The 15,870-nt window shown below is 65.7% G+C and carries 14 protein-coding genes; 11 read left to right on the top strand and 3 right to left on the bottom strand.

Features of this window, described 5'->3' with window-relative positions; genetic code table 11:
* Positions 1-29 precede the first annotated feature (29 nt).
* Complete coding sequence (locus QOJ24_RS18895; protein WP_526263946.1) at positions 30-1,835, bottom strand: N-acetylglutaminylglutamine amidotransferase; 1,806 nt, start codon at positions 1,833-1,835, stop codon at positions 30-32.
* Positions 1,836-1,886: 51 nt separating this feature from the next.
* Positions 1,887-3,458, bottom strand: coding sequence for an amino acid permease (locus QOJ24_RS18890; protein WP_526263944.1), 1,572 nt, complete (start codon positions 3,456-3,458; stop codon positions 1,887-1,889).
* A gap of 197 nt (positions 3,459-3,655) precedes the next feature.
* Between QOJ24_RS18890 and QOJ24_RS18885 the strand changes: the two genes are divergently transcribed.
* The 11 genes from QOJ24_RS18885 (at position 3,656) to QOJ24_RS18835 (ending at position 15,141) form a co-directional block, all read left to right on the top strand.
* Entirely contained in the window at positions 3,656-5,230 is a 1,575-nt protein-coding gene (locus tag QOJ24_RS18885; protein ID WP_526263942.1) for an amino acid permease, read from the top strand.
* 99 nt (positions 5,231-5,329) lie between these two features.
* Positions 5,330-6,799: a xylulokinase gene (locus tag QOJ24_RS18880; protein WP_526263940.1), complete on the top strand. Its 1,470-nt coding sequence runs from the start codon at positions 5,330-5,332 to the stop codon at positions 6,797-6,799.
* Entirely contained in the window at positions 6,796-8,139 is a 1,344-nt protein-coding gene (locus QOJ24_RS18875; RefSeq protein WP_526263938.1) for an iron-containing alcohol dehydrogenase, read from the top strand. The genes QOJ24_RS18880 and QOJ24_RS18875 overlap by 4 nt, the downstream gene beginning before the upstream one ends.
* A 10-nt stretch (positions 8,140-8,149) precedes the next feature.
* Complete coding sequence (locus QOJ24_RS18870) at positions 8,150-8,845, top strand: 1-(5-phosphoribosyl)-5-((5-phosphoribosylamino)methylideneamino)imidazole-4-carboxamide isomerase (RefSeq protein ID WP_526263936.1); 696 nt, start codon at positions 8,150-8,152, stop codon at positions 8,843-8,845.
* Positions 8,846-8,854: 9 nt separating this feature from the next.
* On the top strand, positions 8,855-9,595 hold the full coding sequence (locus tag QOJ24_RS18865; RefSeq protein ID WP_526263935.1) for a GntR family transcriptional regulator: 741 nt from the start codon (positions 8,855-8,857) through the stop codon (positions 9,593-9,595).
* A 42-nt stretch (positions 9,596-9,637) separates the two neighbouring features.
* Positions 9,638-10,987: a glutamine synthetase family protein gene (locus QOJ24_RS18860; protein WP_526264020.1), complete on the top strand. Its 1,350-nt coding sequence runs from the start codon at positions 9,638-9,640 to the stop codon at positions 10,985-10,987.
* Positions 10,974-11,714: a gamma-glutamyl-gamma-aminobutyrate hydrolase family protein gene (locus tag QOJ24_RS18855; protein WP_526263933.1), complete on the top strand. Its 741-nt coding sequence runs from the start codon at positions 10,974-10,976 to the stop codon at positions 11,712-11,714. Before QOJ24_RS18860 ends, QOJ24_RS18855 begins: the two co-directional genes overlap by 14 nt.
* Positions 11,711-13,075 (top strand): aldehyde dehydrogenase family protein, encoded by a 1,365-nt coding sequence (locus QOJ24_RS18850; RefSeq protein ID WP_526263931.1) that lies wholly within the window; start codon positions 11,711-11,713, stop codon positions 13,073-13,075. Before QOJ24_RS18855 ends, QOJ24_RS18850 begins: the two co-directional genes overlap by 4 nt.
* On the top strand, positions 13,072-13,848 hold the full coding sequence (locus QOJ24_RS18845; RefSeq protein ID WP_526264018.1) for a 3-oxoacyl-ACP reductase: 777 nt from the start codon (positions 13,072-13,074) through the stop codon (positions 13,846-13,848). Before QOJ24_RS18850 ends, QOJ24_RS18845 begins: the two co-directional genes overlap by 4 nt.
* Positions 13,849-13,850: 2 nt before the next feature.
* Positions 13,851-14,573 (top strand): FadR/GntR family transcriptional regulator, encoded by a 723-nt coding sequence (locus tag QOJ24_RS18840; protein WP_526263929.1) that lies wholly within the window; start codon positions 13,851-13,853, stop codon positions 14,571-14,573.
* Positions 14,574-14,607: 34 nt separating this feature from the next.
* Positions 14,608-15,141 carry a hypothetical protein gene (locus QOJ24_RS18835; protein ID WP_526263927.1) on the top strand — a complete coding sequence of 178 codons (534 nt, stop codon included), beginning with the start codon at positions 14,608-14,610 and terminating at the stop codon, positions 15,139-15,141.
* Here QOJ24_RS18835 and QOJ24_RS18830 read toward each other — a convergent pair.
* Positions 15,138-15,704, bottom strand: a complete 567-nt coding sequence (locus QOJ24_RS18830) for a rhodanese-like domain-containing protein (protein ID WP_526263925.1) — start codon at positions 15,702-15,704, stop codon at positions 15,138-15,140. The genes QOJ24_RS18835 and QOJ24_RS18830 overlap by 4 nt on opposite strands.
* Between the last annotated feature and the right edge of the window lie 166 nt (positions 15,705-15,870).

Genomic DNA, 15,870 nt, shown 5'->3' with positions numbered 1-15,870 from the left:
TTCTGGACGTTCCGCGGCGCCGGGTGTGCTCACGCCGCGGGCCCCGAGATGCCGTGTTTCTGCAGCCACAGTTCCAGCAGCGCGATCTGCCACAGCTCGTTGCCGCGCAGCGGGGTCAGCCTGCCGTTGGGGTCACCGAGAAGCGCGTCGACCGCGTCGGGCCGGAACAGTCCGCGTTCCTTGGCGACCGGCGCGTAGAGCGCGTCGCGCACCATGTCGAGATAGGGGCCTTCGAGATGGGTGAGCGCAGGAACCGGGAAGTAGCCCTTGGGACGGTCAATCACCTCCGACGGGATGACGCGGCGCGCGGCTTCCTTGAGCACTCCCTTGCCGCCCCTTGCGGTCTTGAGGTCGGGCGGGCAGGTCGCGGCCAGCTCGACGAGCTCGTGGTCGAGGAACGGCACTCGACCCTCTAAACCCCATGCCATGGTCATGTTGTCCACCCGTTTGACGGGGTCGTCCACCAGCATCACGGTGGTGTCGAGGCGCAGTGCGCGGTCCACACCGCCCTGTGCGCTCTTTCCAGCGAAGTGCTCGGCGACGAACCGACCGCTCGGGTCGTCGTCGGCGACATAGCCGGCTGAGGCCAGTGCCTGCACGCCCGCGGTGTCGCGGTCGAAGAACGCGGCACGGTAGGCGGCCACGGACCCGTCGAGGGAGGCGGCATCGGGTTCGCCCATCGGGGGATACCAGTGGTATCCGGCGAACACCTCGTCGGCACCCTGCCCCGACTGCACCACCTTGACGTGTTTGGCGACCTCCTGGCTCAGCAGATAGAACGCGACGCAGTCATGGCTGACCATCGGCTCGCTCATCGCGCCGATGGCGCCGTCGAGGGCAGGCAACATCCGGTCAGTGCCGATGCGGATCTGGTGGTGGTCGGTGCCGAACCGGTCGGCGACGATGTCCGACCACTTGAACTCGTCGCCTTCCACGTCGCCGACGGACTCGAAGCCGATCGAGAACGTCTGCAGCCCGGTCTGGCCCGCCTCGGCGAGCAACCCGACGATCAAGCTGGAGTCGACGCCGCCCGAAAGCAGGCAGCCCACCGGCACATCGGCCACCATGCGGCGGTCGACCGCGACCCGCAACGAGGCGAGAACCGCTTCCTCCCAGTCCTTTTCGGACCAATCCTTGCGGTCATCGTGACGGCTGAAGTCGGGCGCCCAGTACGTGGTGGTGGTGCGACGGCCATCCGGCTCGATCGCGACGAGCGTTGCGGGTGGGATCTTGGCGACGCCGCGCAGAATCGTCCGCGGCGGCGGCACAACGGAGTGGAACGTCAGGTAGTGGTGCAGCGCAACCGGATCGATGCGGGTGTCGACGCCACCGCCTGCCAGAAGCGCGGGCAGCGACGAAGCGAACCGCACCCGGTTGGCATCCTCGGTGATGTAGAGCGGCTTGATGCCGAGGCGGTCACGTCCGAGCAATACCCGACCGCTGTCACGCTCGACGATCGCGAACGCGAACATGCCGTACATGCGGTCGACGAAGCGGTCGCCCCAGTGGTGGTAGGCCTTCAGCAGCACCTCGGTGTCGCTGGTCGAAAAGAACCGGTAGCCGTGCCCGGTCAGTTCCCGGCGCAGGTCCTTGTAGTTGTAGATACAGCCGTTCCACGCGATGGCCAGGCCGAGGTCGCTGTCGACCATTGGCTGCGTGCCTGCCTCGGACAGGTCGATGATCTTCAGGCGTCGATGGCCGAGTGCGACCCGACCCTGCGACCACGCGCCCGCACCGTCGGGACCGCGCGGCGCCATCGCCTCGGCCATGGCCGATACCGCCGCTAGATCAGGCGTTCGGCCGTCGAGTCGCACCTCTCCGGTGGCTCCACACATCAGTTCGACCCTACCGCGTGGTGCTCGATCCGGCGTGTCGGGGCAAGCCCGCTAGGAAACGCCTTCCAGTTCTCCACCGGTCTCATCTACCTGCTTGATCGGGCCGGTAAACCAGTTCTTCACCGACACGTGCCAGTAGATGTAGAGCAGCACCAGCACGCTGCCCACCAGCAGTGGCGTGTAGTTGACGAACTTCCACTCGAAGCTCGGGTCCCACGGCATGCCGCCCAGCGAGGTGGGGAACATCGCGATGATCGAGGTGACGATGATCTCGATGATCGCGACGGGCGCCATCCATTTGTGGTGACCGCGCAGATTCCATCTGCCGATCGGGAAGTCGTCACCCATCCGCCAGCGAAGATAGATGGGGACCATGAAGCACAGGTAGAGACCGACGACGCCGATGGAGACCACCGCGAAGAACGCGATCGGTACCGGTGCGCCGTTGATGTCCACCTCGACGAGCGCGGGCAGGGTGATGACGGCGGCCAGCACCGCGGTGACCAGGACGCCGTTGGCCGGAATCCGTTTCGAACTCAACTTCGACCACAGCTGGTGACCCGGTACGGCACGGTCGCGGCTGAACGCGAACAGCATGCGTGACGCGCTGGTCTGGCACGCCGTGGTGCAGAAGAACTGTCCTGCGGTGGAGATCAACAGGACGATCGCGACCCACTTGGAGTCCATCGCCTGGGTGAAGATGGTCACCACTGCGCCGCCGCCCGCCGACACCTCATCGGAGTCCTGCACGGCGAACAGGAATGCCAACAGCAGGATCCAGCCGCCGATCGCCGAGTAGAAGATCGACCGCCAGATGCCCTTGGCCGCACCGTCGGCCGCGCTCTTGGTCTCCTCGGACAGGTGCGCCGAGGCGTCGTAACCGGTGATCGTGTACTGCGTCAGGATCGCCGCGATCGGCAGGCAGAAGAACAGGAAACCGATGCTCGAGGTCGAACCGCCGAACATGCCGCTGTTGTTGATGGTCTTGGCGAAGACGTCGCTGAAACTGGCGTGCTGCTCGGGGACCAGGAACAGGATCAGGATCACCGCTGCGGCGCCCGCCACGTGCCACCACACCGAGATGTTGTTGATGACCGCCAGCAGATGGCTGGAGAAGATGTTGATGATCGCCGAGGCGGCCAGGATGACCACGAACAGGATGAACGTCCGCGTCAGGCTGTATCCGTTGAGCCAGGTCTCGCTGAACGTCCCGAGTGTCAAGTCGAGGAACGTCGCGCAGCCGTAGGCCACCGAAGCAAGGATGGCGATCAGGCCGATCAGGTTCAGCCAGCCGGTGTAAAAGCCCGCCTTCGGGCCGCCCAGTCTGCTTGCCCACCAGTAGATTCCGCCGGACGTGGGAAATGCCGACACCAGTTCGGACATACACAGCCCGATGATCAGGATGAAGATCGAGACAAGGGGCCAGCCCCACGCGATCGCCGCAGGGCCGCCGTTGTTCCAGCCGAGGCCGAACGACGTGAAGCAGCCCGCCAGGATCGAGATGATCGAGAACGAGATCGCGAAGTTGGAAAAGCCCGACCAGGAGCGCGACAACTCCTGGACATAGCCGAGGCTGGCGAGATGTTTCTCGTCATCGTCTAGGTGTTCATGGCCCTCGGGCACGGCGATTCTCCTTCGCGGGGATGGGGACAGAACTCGCATAGGCACAATAAAGCGCCAAAGGTCTGGTGTCCTACCTTTGGCGGTGTCGGTTGCGTAAATCTTCACGGTAGGGCGTTGACCTCGCATCCGCCCAGGTTTATTGTCAAAGTTGTCTGACAACTTTTGCTTGGACGCCGATGCAGAGCTCAGGAGGAGCGATGGCGGAGAACATACGGGCAGTCGGATCGGTCACCTACACCGAAGCCGGCGAAGGCTATTTCGAAAAACGGAAATTGCGCCGCCATGCCGCCTTCTGGTCGCTCTGGGCGCTCGGCGTCGGGGCGGTCATCTCCGGTGACTTCTACGGCTGGAATCTGGGCCTCGACGCAGGCGGCTTCGGCGGACTGCTGATCGCAGGGATCGTCATCACGATCATGTATTACGGCCTGTGCTTCTCCATCGCGGAGATGTCACCTGCCCTGCCGCACACCGGCGGCGCCTACTCGTTCTCCCGCTCGGCGATGGGCCCATGGGGCGGCTTCATCACCGGCCTGGCCGAGAACATGGAGTACGTCATCACGCCTGCGGTGGTCGTCGGCGCGATGGGCTTCCTCTCGCACGACATCGTCTTCGACCTGACAGGGGCCGACGGCTGGTGGAACAGCCCGGTGCTGTGGTGGGCCGTCTACTACATCATCTTCGTCGGCATCAACATCCTCGGCATCGAGATCACCATGCGGTTCACCGTGATCATCACCGTTGCGGCGCTTGCGGTCCTTGCGTTCTTCTTCGTCGCGGTTCTGGTCAGCGGGAAGTTCGACTCCAGCCTGCTCACCAACATCCCACCGGACGAGGGTCAAACCAGCTTCCTGCCGCACGGCATCGCCGGTATCTTCCCCGCGCTACCGTTCGCGATCTGGTTCTATCTCGCTATCGAGGAACTTCCGCTGGCCGCCGAGGAATCCCACGATCCGAAGAAAGACATTCCCCGCGCGACGATCTGGGGACTCACCACGCTGATGTTCTTCGCCATTGGAATCCTGTTCCTGAACACGGGCATCGGTGGCGGCGCCGCGGCGATCGGGACGTCGGCGACGCCGTTCTTCGACGGGTTCAAGGCCGTCTTCGGCGAGGGCGTCGGCGCGTCTCTGCTTGGTCTCCTCGCGTTGATCGGCTTGATTGCCAGCTTCTTCACGATCATCTACGCATACGGGCGCAACACCTATTCACTTTCGCGCGCAGGCTATTTCCCGCAGAGCCTGTCGATCACCCACCCGACCCGCAACACGCCCTACGTGGCGCTCATCGCGGGCGCGGTGATCGGATACATCTTGTCGCTCGTCATCTATTTCGCCAGCCAGAGCGAGAGCGCTGTGGCAGGCAAGATCGTCGGCGCGCTGCTGTACATGGCCGTGTTCGGCGCGGTGATCTCGTACTTCATGCAGACCCTGGCGTTCATCGTGCTGCGCCGAAAGCTGCCGAACATCGAGCGTCCGTACCGCAGCCCGGTGGGCATCTGGGGTGCGGCGATCGCAGGGGCGATCGCGCTGGTGGCACTGGTGTCGCTGTTCCTCAACGAGGATTACCGGCCCGGCGTCTACGGGACGCTGGTCTACTTCGTGATCGGCATCGTCTACTTCGGAATTCGTGGTCGGCACAAGCTGGTGCTGTCACCTGAAGAGGAGTTCGCGATGTCGCACGGACAGCGCGGCGCGAACCTGCAGGAAGAGGGTTACGGTAGGGTCTCCGTCACCGAGATTTCGGCGGAAGAACCGCCGACTCGGTCACCATAGATGTGACCGGCGGGGAGGATCACCGCCCAATCCTCCCCGCATACCGTGACTTTCACGGCCCTTCGGGCGTCGATTCAACGTCAACTGTGAGGGGAAGTCGTGTCTCTGGTCCTGGGAGTCGACGTCGGCTCGCAGAGCATCAAGGCGGTGATCATCGACGAGGGTGGGGACGTCGTCTCCTCCGGGTCGGCGCCGCTGACGATGGTGCACGAGCACGACGGCTGGGCCGACCAGGACCCGGTCGCATTCTGCACCGCTCTTCGCGACGCCGTACGCGCTGCAGTCCAGGGCGTTCAGGCTGATCGGATCGTCGCGATGGGCCTCGGTAGCCAGGTCGACGGGGTGGTGGCCTGCGACGCCGACGGCACGCCGCTGCGCTCGGCGATCATCTGGCTGGACAAGCGGGCCACCGAGGAATGCGACCGGCTGGTCTCGTCGGTCGGTTCCGACCTGCTCGCCGAACGTACCGGGCTGGTGGCCGACGCCTCGCACAGTGCGCCGAAGATGATGTGGATCAGAAAGAACGAGCCAAAGGTCTGGGAACGCACGGCAATGCTGGTTCCGGTGGGTTCATATGTCCTGCACTATCTTTCGGGCTCACACGCGCAGGATGCCGCCAACGCGTCGTCGACGATGGTGTACGACGTGACCAAAGGCGACTTCGACGACGAGCTGTGTGAGGCGGCTGGCCTCGACCCGGCGATGCTGCCCGTCGTGCGGCCCTCGACGGATGTGGTCGGCGCGCTTCGACATGATGTGGCCGCCGATCTCGGGCTGCCGTCGACGTGCGCGGTGGTGGTCGGTACCGGAGACGAGCACGCGGCGTCCGTCGGCGCGGGCGCCATCGAATCCGGCGTCGTCGTCGACGTCACCGGCACGGCGGAACCGGTGACGACGGTCGCCGCGGAACCCGTCCGCGATCCTCTCGGCGTGGTGGAGACACACGGCCACGCCGTACCGGGTTCCTGGCTGATCGAGAACCCGGGCTTCGTCAGCGGCGGCAGCACGCTGTGGCTCGCCAACCTGCTCGGGGTGCCGCAGGGCGAGATCTTCACGCGCGCAACGCAAGCGCCGCCGACCAGTGACGGCGTGCTGTTCCTTCCCGAATTGTCCGGCTCGACCGCACCGCGGTGGAACGATGCGATGCGCGGCGCTTTCCTCGGGCTTGCGATGAATCACACCTCGGCACACCTCGCACGCGCCGTGCTCGAAGGGTGCGCATATGCGCTGCGCGACATCGTCGAGCGGCTCGATGCGCTGGGTCTCGGCCACGGTGAGGTACGCATCGTCGGTGGTGGTGCGCGCGACGATCTGTGGGCCTCGATCAAGGCCGACGTGCTCGGAAGGCCGGTACGTCGGGTGCTGACCCAGGAGGCCACCGCGGTCGGCGCGGCGATGATCGCAGGCGTCGGGGCAGGGGTGTTCGCCGACTTCTCGGCGGCATTGGTTGCCGTGCAACTGGATCCGAATTCCATCGATCCCGAGCCCGCGGCGCAGCGGCAGTACGCCGACGCGTACGGGCGCTACCTGGCCGCGTTCGACGCGGTCGAGAAGGCGTTGGCGCCGTGAGCATTCCTGAACCGATCGCCATCCTCGCCGACCTGCGCGAGCGGGGTCATGACGCCCTGCCCGACGTGGACATCCGCGTCGGCGCCTCGGTGCTTGACGGCGCGATCGCGGATGCCTGCGCGAGGCCCGGCGTGCCTGCGCCGTTGATCATCAGCGACGGCGGACCGTACCGGACACCCGCCGGACCGGTCGTCGACCGGCTGGCCGAACGGCTCGACTGCCCGGTGATCCAGCTGGGCACCGGTACTGTGCGCGCCGACGAGGACACCGTCGAGCGCGCGGTGACCGAAGTCGGCTGCGAGCGGCTGCTGATCTCCATCGGCGCGGGCACGCTCACCGACATCGCGAAGGTCACCGCGCAGCGCACCGGGAGCCGCCACGTCGCAGTCCAAACCGCCTGCAGCATCAACGGTTTCATCGCCGACCGCAGCGTCCTGGTCATCGCGGGCGCGAAACGCACGGTGGTGTCGCGATGGCCCGACATGCTGATCGCCGACTCCGACATCCTCACCGCGGCACCCGTCGGGCTGAACCTGGCCGGGGTGGGCGACCTGTCCACGGTTCCCAACGCGGTCGCCGAATGGCAGCTCGCGGCGGGCCTCGGCCACGGTCCGGCGTATGACGCCGCTGTCGTCGAACAGGTTCTCGCCGCGATGCCCGCGCTGCCGGCACTCGCTGCGGCCGCTCGCAATTCCGAGCCCGCGGGCCTTGCCGACCTGGCCAGGTTGCTCGCGGGAAGTGGGCTGTCGATGGGAATCGTCGGGTCGACCGCACCCGCGTCGGGCAGCGAGCATGCGGTGTCACACCTGCTGGAGATGGCACTGTCCCAGCGGGAGGGACCTCCGGCACCACACGGCATGCAGGTGACGGTGGCGACGCGACTCGCGCTGCGGGTGTGGCAGCTCGTGGACAGCTCCATCTCCTCTGGCGCACGAATCCAGATCCCCGACGAGTCTTCACGGCGGCAGGCGACGGAGTCGGCCTTCGCCGATCTGGGCGCGAAGACCGTCGAGGAGTGCTGGACGGGTTACTCCGCCAAGCGCGACTGGCTGCTCGCCCATCAGGCCGTCGTCGAAGCGATGGTCGCCGATTGGGACGGGTTCAAACAGACCGTGACGCTTCCGACGTCGGAGCAGTTCGACGAAGTGAGCCACGCGAGCGGACTTCCGACGCGGGCAGCCGAGCTCGGGACCGGATACGACGACGGCCTGCTGTTCTGGGCACTGCGCAATTCCTACTTACTGCGGGAACGAATTTCGATCGTAGATTTCGCCGATCTACTCGGCGTCTGGTCAGACGACACGGCGCGGTCCATCGTGGCCGACGCCGAAAAGGGATGAAGGAGAACTGGTGGCCCATTTTGTTTTCATGCTCACCCACGACGACAGGACCGTTGACAACGCGGCCGAGATAATGCCCACCCTGGCCGACACCGGGCTGCGCTACGTCGGGTTCAAGGACGTCGGAGCCGATCTTGCCAAGCAGCGCGAGCTGGTCTCGCTGGCCCACGACGCAGGCTTCGAGGTGATGCTCGAGGTGGTGTCTACCAGCAAAGAGGCCGAGATGTCGTCGCTTCGGTCCGCGGCACAGGCGGGATTCGACTGGGTGCTCGGCGGCACGCACGGTGCCGAGACGGCGGGCATGCTTCCCGACGGCGTGAAGTACTGCCCGTTCCCCGGCCGGGTCGTCGACCACCCGAGCGTGCTGCTCGGCTCGATCGACGAGATCGCCGCGGACGCCGAGCGGTTGACGGCGCTCGACCACGTCAGCGGACTGGACCTGCTGGCCTACCGGCACCCGACGGCCGACGTCCTCGATCTCATCCGCACGGTGACGGCGAGTTCGAGTGGGCCGGTGATCGTCGCGGGATCCATCGCCAGCATCGATCGGGCGGTTGCCGTCGGCGAGGCGGGCGCGTGGGGCTACACGATCGGCAGCGCGATCTTCGACGGCATGCTGCCAGGGGCTCCGTCGATCTCAGACCAGGTCCGACGGGTCGTCGAGGAGACCGCGTCGGCGGCCGATGCAGCGCCGGGAACAACGTAGGCTCATGAAATGCCCGGGCGGACTTTGCTTGCCGACCGGCTGCGTGACGAGCTGCTGGAGGAGATAACCAGTTCGCAGTTGCAGCCGGGGACCAAGCTGCCCACCGAAGGCGAACTGTCGAAGCGATTCGGGGTGTCGCGGGCGACGGTGCGCGAAGCGGTGGGCGGCCTCGTCGAGGCGGGCTACGTGACCAGACGCCGCGGATCGGGCAGCTATGTCGCCGAGCGCAGGCGGATGCCGCACGGGCTGGACTCGACGCTGAGCTATCTCGCGATGATCGAGAGCGCCGGGGCGCACGCCGGGATGCGGGTGCTGGACGCGGTGTTCGAGCAGAGCGGCAAGATCGACGGGCCGTTGCAGCTGAACAGGGGCGAGAAGGTGCTGGCGGTCGAGCGTGTGCGAACCGCCGACGAGCAGCCGGTGATCTACTCGCGCGACCGCATCCCCGCGCGGCTTCTGCGGGCCGACCTCGATCTGTTGAGACTCGACCCTTCGCTGTTCGCGCTTCTGCGATCGTCCGGGCACGCCGCCGACCATGCGACGGCGACCCTGCATGCCGTGGCCAGCACCAGCTTCACGGCGAAGGTGCTGGGGGTTCGGCGCGGCAAGCCGCTGCTCTACATCGAGGAGACCGACTACGACCGCGACGGAACGCCGGTCATGCTGTCGCGTGAGTGGCATGTCTCCGAGGCATTCGACATGCGGATCAACCGGCAGGCCCAGCCGGCTCCGATCTCCACGATGCGGTAGCGGGCTAATGGTCTGATGACCTACCTTTAGGGTGTGGCTGACATGCTGTCCCAAAAAGAGCTGGAAAAGTTGATCGCCGCTGGTGACATCGACACCGTGATCGTCGGGTTCTGCGATATGCAGGGCCGGCTGACGGGCAAACGAGTCGCGGCGCGGCTGTTCGTCGAGGACATCGCCGCCCACGGGGCCGAATGCTGCAACTACCTGCTGGCCGTCGACGTCGACATGAACACCGTCGAGGGCTATGCGATGTCGAGCTGGGAAACCGGCTACGGCGACATGGTGATGACACCGGATTTCTCCACGCTGCGGCTGCTGCCCTGGCTGCCGGGGACCGCGCTGGTCATGGCGGACCTGTCCTGGACCGACGGCAACCCGGTGACCCAGGCGCCGCGCAGCATCCTCAACAAGCAGATCGCCCGGTTGGCCGACAAGGGGCTGGTGCCCTATGTGGGCACCGAACTCGAGTTCATCGTCTTCGACGACTCCTTTCGCGAGGCGTGGGCCGCCGGCTACCGCGGCCTGACACCGGCCACCGACTACAACGTCGACTACGCGATGCTGGCGTCGACCCGGATGGAGCCGCTGCTGCGCGACATTCGGCTCGGCATGGACGGTGCGGGCATGTACTGCGAGGGCGTCAAGGGCGAGTGCAACTTCGGGCAGCAGGAGATCGCATTCCGCTACGACCACGCCCGGGTGACGTGTGACAACCACACGATCTACAAGAACGGCGCCAAGGAGATCGCCGACCAACACGGCAAGAGCCTGACGTTCATGGCGAAATTCGATGAGCGCGAAGGAAACAGCTGCCACATCCACATATCGCTGCGTGGCGATGACGGCAGTGCGGTGTTCGCCGATTCGGACGCGCCGGACGGCATGTCGGCGATGTTCCGCAGCTTCATCGCGGGCCAGCTCGCGACGCTTCGCGAGTTGACGCTGTTCTATGCGCCGAACATCAACTCCTACAAGCGATTCGTCGAAGGTAGCTTCGCGCCGACCGCGGTCGCATGGGGCATGGACAACCGCACCTGCGCGATGCGGGTGGTCGGCCACGGCCACGGTATGCGGGTTGAATGTCGCGCTCCCGGTGGGGATGTCAACCAGTATCTCGCGGTGTCGGCGTTGATCGCCGGCGGCTTGCACGGCATCGAGCAGGGCCTCGAACTACCGGATGCGATGGTGGGCAACGCCTACACCAGCGGCGCGGATTTCCTGCCGACAACGCTGACTGAGGCCGCCGAGCTGTTCGGCAAGTCGCAGGTGGCCCGCGAGGCGTTCGGTGATGAGGTCGTCGAGCACTATCTCAACAACGCGGCCATCGAGCTGAAGGCATTCAATTCCGCGGTCACCGATTGGGAAAGGGTGCGCGGCTTTGAGCGGCTTTAAACCGGTCCTCGGCCTGACCACTTATCTGCAACAAGCGCAGTCGGGCATCTGGGATGTGCACGCGACGTTTCTGCCCGCCATTTACACCGACGGCGTCAACCTCGCCGGCGGGACCGCTGTGCTGCTTCCGCCGCAGCCCGTCGATACGCCCGACCGGGTACTCGATGGGCTGGACGGCCTGATCATCACCGGCGGCCGGGACCTGGACCCGGCCGGTTACGGTCAGCAGCGCCATCCGGAGACCGACGAACCCATACCGGCCAATCAGCAGCGCGATGCGTGGGAGATCGCGCTGGTCCGCGGGGCAATCTTGCGCGGAATGCCGGTACTGGGCATCTGCCGCGGCGCGCAAGTGATCAACGTCGCGCTCGGCGGCACGCTGCATCAGCACCTGCCCGACGTGATCGGGCACACCCGACACCAGCTGGGTAACGCGGTGTTCTCCACCTCCTCGGTGCACACGGTGCCCAACAGCCGGCTCGCCGGGCTGATCGGCGAATCGTCGGATGCCCAGTGCTACCACCACCAGGCCATCGATCGACTTGGTGAAGGGCTTGTCATCAGTGCGCAGGACTCCGACGGTGTGATCGAGGCCGTCGAGATCCCTGGGGAGAACTTCGTGCTGGCGGTGCAGTGGCATCCCGAAGAACGCCTCGACGACATTCGTCTGTTCATCGCTGTGGTGCAGGCTGCGGCCGAGTATGCGACAGGGAAGGTGACCGCGTGAGCTCCTCGACTCTGATCAACCCCGCTACGGAGCAGGAGTTGCGAACCGTTGAACGGGTTGACGAGACCGGCGTCGACGACGCCGTGGCACGCGCCGCCGTCGCACAACGGAAGTGGGCGGCACTGCCACCCGCCGACCGCGCCGCCGCCCTGCGGTCGTTCGCCTCTGTCGTGGATTCGCATGTCGACGAGCTCGCGGCGCTCGAGGTTGCCAACTCCGGCCACCCCATCGGCAACGCGGAGTGGGAGGCGGGGCACGTCCGCGACGTCCTGCAGTTCTACTCCGCCACCCCGGAACGCATGTCCGGCAAGCAGATTCCGGTGGCGGGCGGACTCAACGTCACCTTCAACGAGCCGCTGGGCGTCATCGCGGTGATCACCCCGTGGAACTTCCCGATGCCGATCGCATCGTGGGGTTTCGCGCCCGCACTCGCCGCGGGAAACGCGGTGCTCATCAAACCCGCCGAGTGGACGCCGCTGACCACGATCCGGCTCGGCGAGCTCGCGCTCGAGGCCGGGCTGCCAGAAGACGTGTTCCAGGTGTTGCCCGGCAAGGGTTCAGTGATCGGCGAGCGGTTCGTCACCCATCCGGATGTGCGCAAGATCGTGTTCACCGGTTCCACCGAAGTGGGAATCGGCGTGATGGCCGGGGCCGCCAAGCAGATCAAACGGGTGACGCTGGAGCTCGGCGGCAAGAGCGCCAACATCGTGTTCGACGACTGCGATCTGGAACGCGCAGCGGCCACCGCGCCGTACGGCGTGTTCGACAATGCAGGCCAGGACTGCTGCGCACGCAGCCGTATCCTGGTGCAGCGCAACGTCTATGACAAGTTCATGGAGATGCTCGAGCCTGCGGTGAAAGGCGTCGTCGTCGGAGACCCTTCGTCGAAGGACACCGAGATGGGACCGTTGGTTTCGGCATCGCACCGCGATTCGGTGGCCGCCTATGTGCCCGACGATGCGCCGGTGGCGTTCCGCGGCAGCGCGCCGAACGGACCCGGATACTGGTTCCCCCCAACGGTGTTGACCCCGCAACGCACCGACCGCACTGTCACCGAGGAGATCTTCGGACCGGTCGTCACGGTGCTGCCGTTCGAGGATGAGGCCGACGCCATCGCGCTGGCCAATGACACCCAGTACGGCCTGTCCGGATCGATCTGGACCGACAACCTGTCGCGGGCGGTACGGGTGTCCCGGGCGGTCGAGGCGGGCAACCTGTCGGTCAACTCGCACTCATCGGTGCGCTTCAACACTCCGTTCGGCGGATTCAAACAGTCCGGGCTCGGCCGTGAGCTCGGTCCTGATGCGCCGTTGCACTTCACCGAAACCAAGAACGTCTTCTTCGCGATCGGAGAGAGCTGATGGATCTGACTCAGCGACTGAAGGACAAGGTCGCCGTCATCACCGGCGGGGCCAGCGGTATCGGGTTGGCGACCGCCAAGCGGATGCGGGCCGAGGGCGCCACAATCGTCATCGGCGACATCGACCCGGCCACCGGCAAGACCGTCGCGGACGACCTGAATGGCACCTTCGTCCAGGTCGACGTCTCCGACCAGGTCGCTGTGGACGCGTTGTTCGACACCGCCGCCCAAACTCACGGGTCGGTGGACATCGCATTCAACAACGCGGGCATCAGCCCGCCAGAGGATGACCTGATCGAGAACACCGGCGTCGACGCCTGGGACCGGGTGCAGGACATCAACCTCAAGTCGGTGTTCTTCTGCTCAAAGGCCGCGCTGAGGCACATGGTTCCGCAGCAGAAGGGCTCCATCATCAACACCGCGTCGTTCGTTGCGGTGATGGGATCGGCGACCTCGCAGATCAGTTACACCGCGTCGAAGGGCGGAGTGCTGGCGATGTCGCGTGAGCTCGGCGTGCAGTTCGCGCGGCAGGGCATCCGGGTCAACGCGCTGTGCCCCGGTCCGGTGAACACACCGCTGCTGCAAGAGCTTTTCGCCAAGGACCCCGAGCGGGCCGCGCGCAGGCTCGTACACGTTCCGATGGGCAGGTTCGCCGATCCAGAAGAACTGGCCGCCGCGGTGGCCTTCCTCGCCAGCGACGACGCATCGTTCATCACCGGTTCCACTTTCCTGGTGGACGGCGGCATCAGCTCGGCCTACGTGACCCCCCTCTAGTCATGTCGGTCGACCCGGACGTTCCGCTCGCAGGCGAAGCCTTGCTTCGCCCGGTGCGGCCGGGGAATGCCTTCGAGGACACCGTCGGTCGGCTGTTGCAGACGATCCGGCTCGGAGTCCTGCAACCCGGTGAGTCCTTGCCGCCCGAGCGGGAATTGGCGACGCGGCTCGGCGTCAGCCGTGACACCGTGCGTGAAGCGATCAAGTCACTGTCGGAGGCCGGTTATCTGGTATCGCGGCGCGGCCGTTACGGGGGAACGTTTTTGGCCGAGCGCCTTCCGGCCCATACCGGTGACACCTCCGGCGCGACCCGTGCCGAGATCGACGACGCGTTGCGGTTGCGCGAGGTGCTCGAGGTGGGTGCCGCGAGGATGGCGGCAAGTCAAACACTGACAGCTGCCGAGCGTGAGGTGCTGTGGGGCCGGATGACGGACGTGCGCGGAGCGCCCGCGGCCGACTACCGGCGGTTGGACTCGCGGTTTCATCTGGCCATCGCCGAAGCCGCCGGCTCGCCGTCGCTGGTGACCCTGGTGGCCGAGAATCGGATGCGCGTCAACGGGCTGCTCGACCGGATCCCGCTGCTGGCGCGCAACATCGCGCATTCCGACGACCAGCACGAGACGATCGTGATGGCGATCCTGGCGGGGGACTGCGACCGTGCCGCCGCCGCGATGCTTGCTCACGTCGCAGGCTCGGAAGCCCTTCTGCACGGCTTCCTGGACTAGGCATCGGCGACCCGAACATAGGGAATTTCTCCCGATGGCGGTGGTGCGTCGGTCATCGAGTCTGAATCTCGTCGGCATCGGCGTGGCCGCGGCGGCACCGTCGCAGACCGACGGCGCGAGGCTCTACATGTGTCAGGACGTCGGCAATCCGAGTAGCTACCGAATCACCGTCAAGGGCACCTATCCGATGGATTCGGCCGACGCCGCCGGCTACCTGATCCACATGAACGAGGGCAGGCAGCCCGGTGGTTTGATCGTCGAGCTCAAGGCCGACGACGAAGGTAACAACGACCACAACATCGGCTACGGGTTCTACCCGACCACCGAGACGACGAGCGAGGGTTACCTGCGACCCATCCCGGGCGGTCTCGACTATCGACGCGAAATGGTCGTTCCCAGGCCAAATTTCAACGAGGACTACAAGCAGCCGGGCTCCGATGACGACGTGGACGAGGTCTACGCCGTCGTGACCTTCCGGGACGCCGACGGCGGCGAACGCCCCGCGGTCACCCAGTCGATCACCCGAAACTTCGAGGTGCCCGGAACCTGCGACGGCTGCTGTTCCTAGCCCAGCTTCGCGATCAGGTCGTGCCCATCGGCGGCCTCGCCGCGGTTGTACGGAAGCTTGGACAGTGCCGTCGCCATCGCGCAGGAGTTGGTGACGGCGGCGAACGTCAACCCGCCGCCGATGGCTGCGGCCACCCACTTGAGTTTCGGTATCGCGACGCTGCCGAGGACCGAAGACAACACGATGGATCCGGCGACCAGCCGCACCTGACGTTCGAGTTCCCAACGGGGTATCCCGCGCTGCACGGCGAAGCCGTTGCGCTCCCAGTCCGTCAGGCCGCCCTGAAGAATCCGCGCGGTATCGCGGCCCGAATCACGCAGCAGAGTCGCTGCTTCAGCCGCGCGCTGGCCCGACTTACAGAAGAGAACAACCTCGCCGTCGAGTTTCTCGACGACCTCGGAGGTGTTCTTGCCGAGCACGTCGAGAGGAACGTTGTAGGAACGCGTGATGTGTGCGGTCTCAAACTCGGCGGGTGTGCGCACATCGAGAACGGTTGGCGCGGTTGGTGAGTCGAGTCGATCTCGCAACTCGGTCGAGCTGATGGCTGCGGTGGGTGTACTCATGACATCCGACTACCCCGGACGACCGGGTACGGCATTGTTTTATTCACCGCGGTCGGAAGTGCGCGTGCAAACGCTCGGGACCGGAATTGTGAATTCATCCTGAGCAGGTTGTTTCAGAAGTTTCGAACAGTTACCCAACGCGACGGCCTCCTAGTTATAGCGTCGG

This window comes from Mycobacterium sp. (assembly GCF_032159775.1).
Taxonomy (GTDB): Bacteria; Actinomycetota; Actinomycetes; order Mycobacteriales; family Mycobacteriaceae; genus Mycobacterium.
Note: the sequence above shows the minus strand (reverse complement) of the source record. Positions and strands in the feature narration are given on the sequence as shown.

Excerpts from the sequence above, each read along its gene's own strand:
- QOJ24_RS18895 (WP_526263946.1), bottom strand. The coding sequence starts at position 1,835 with ATGTGTGGAGCCACCGGAGAGGTGCGACTCGACGGCCGAACGCCTGAT.
- QOJ24_RS18885 (WP_526263942.1), top strand. The coding sequence starts at position 3,656 with ATGGCGGAGAACATACGGGCAGTCGGATCGGTCACCTACACCGAAGCC.
- QOJ24_RS18865 (WP_526263935.1), top strand. The coding sequence starts at position 8,855 with ATGCCCGGGCGGACTTTGCTTGCCGACCGGCTGCGTGACGAGCTGCTG.
- QOJ24_RS18860 (WP_526264020.1), top strand. The coding sequence starts at position 9,638 with ATGCTGTCCCAAAAAGAGCTGGAAAAGTTGATCGCCGCTGGTGACATC.
- QOJ24_RS18840 (WP_526263929.1), top strand. The coding sequence starts at position 13,851 with ATGTCGGTCGACCCGGACGTTCCGCTCGCAGGCGAAGCCTTGCTTCGC.
- QOJ24_RS18835 (WP_526263927.1), top strand. The coding sequence starts at position 14,608 with ATGGCGGTGGTGCGTCGGTCATCGAGTCTGAATCTCGTCGGCATCGGC.
- QOJ24_RS18830 (WP_526263925.1), bottom strand. The coding sequence starts at position 15,704 with ATGAGTACACCCACCGCAGCCATCAGCTCGACCGAGTTGCGAGATCGA.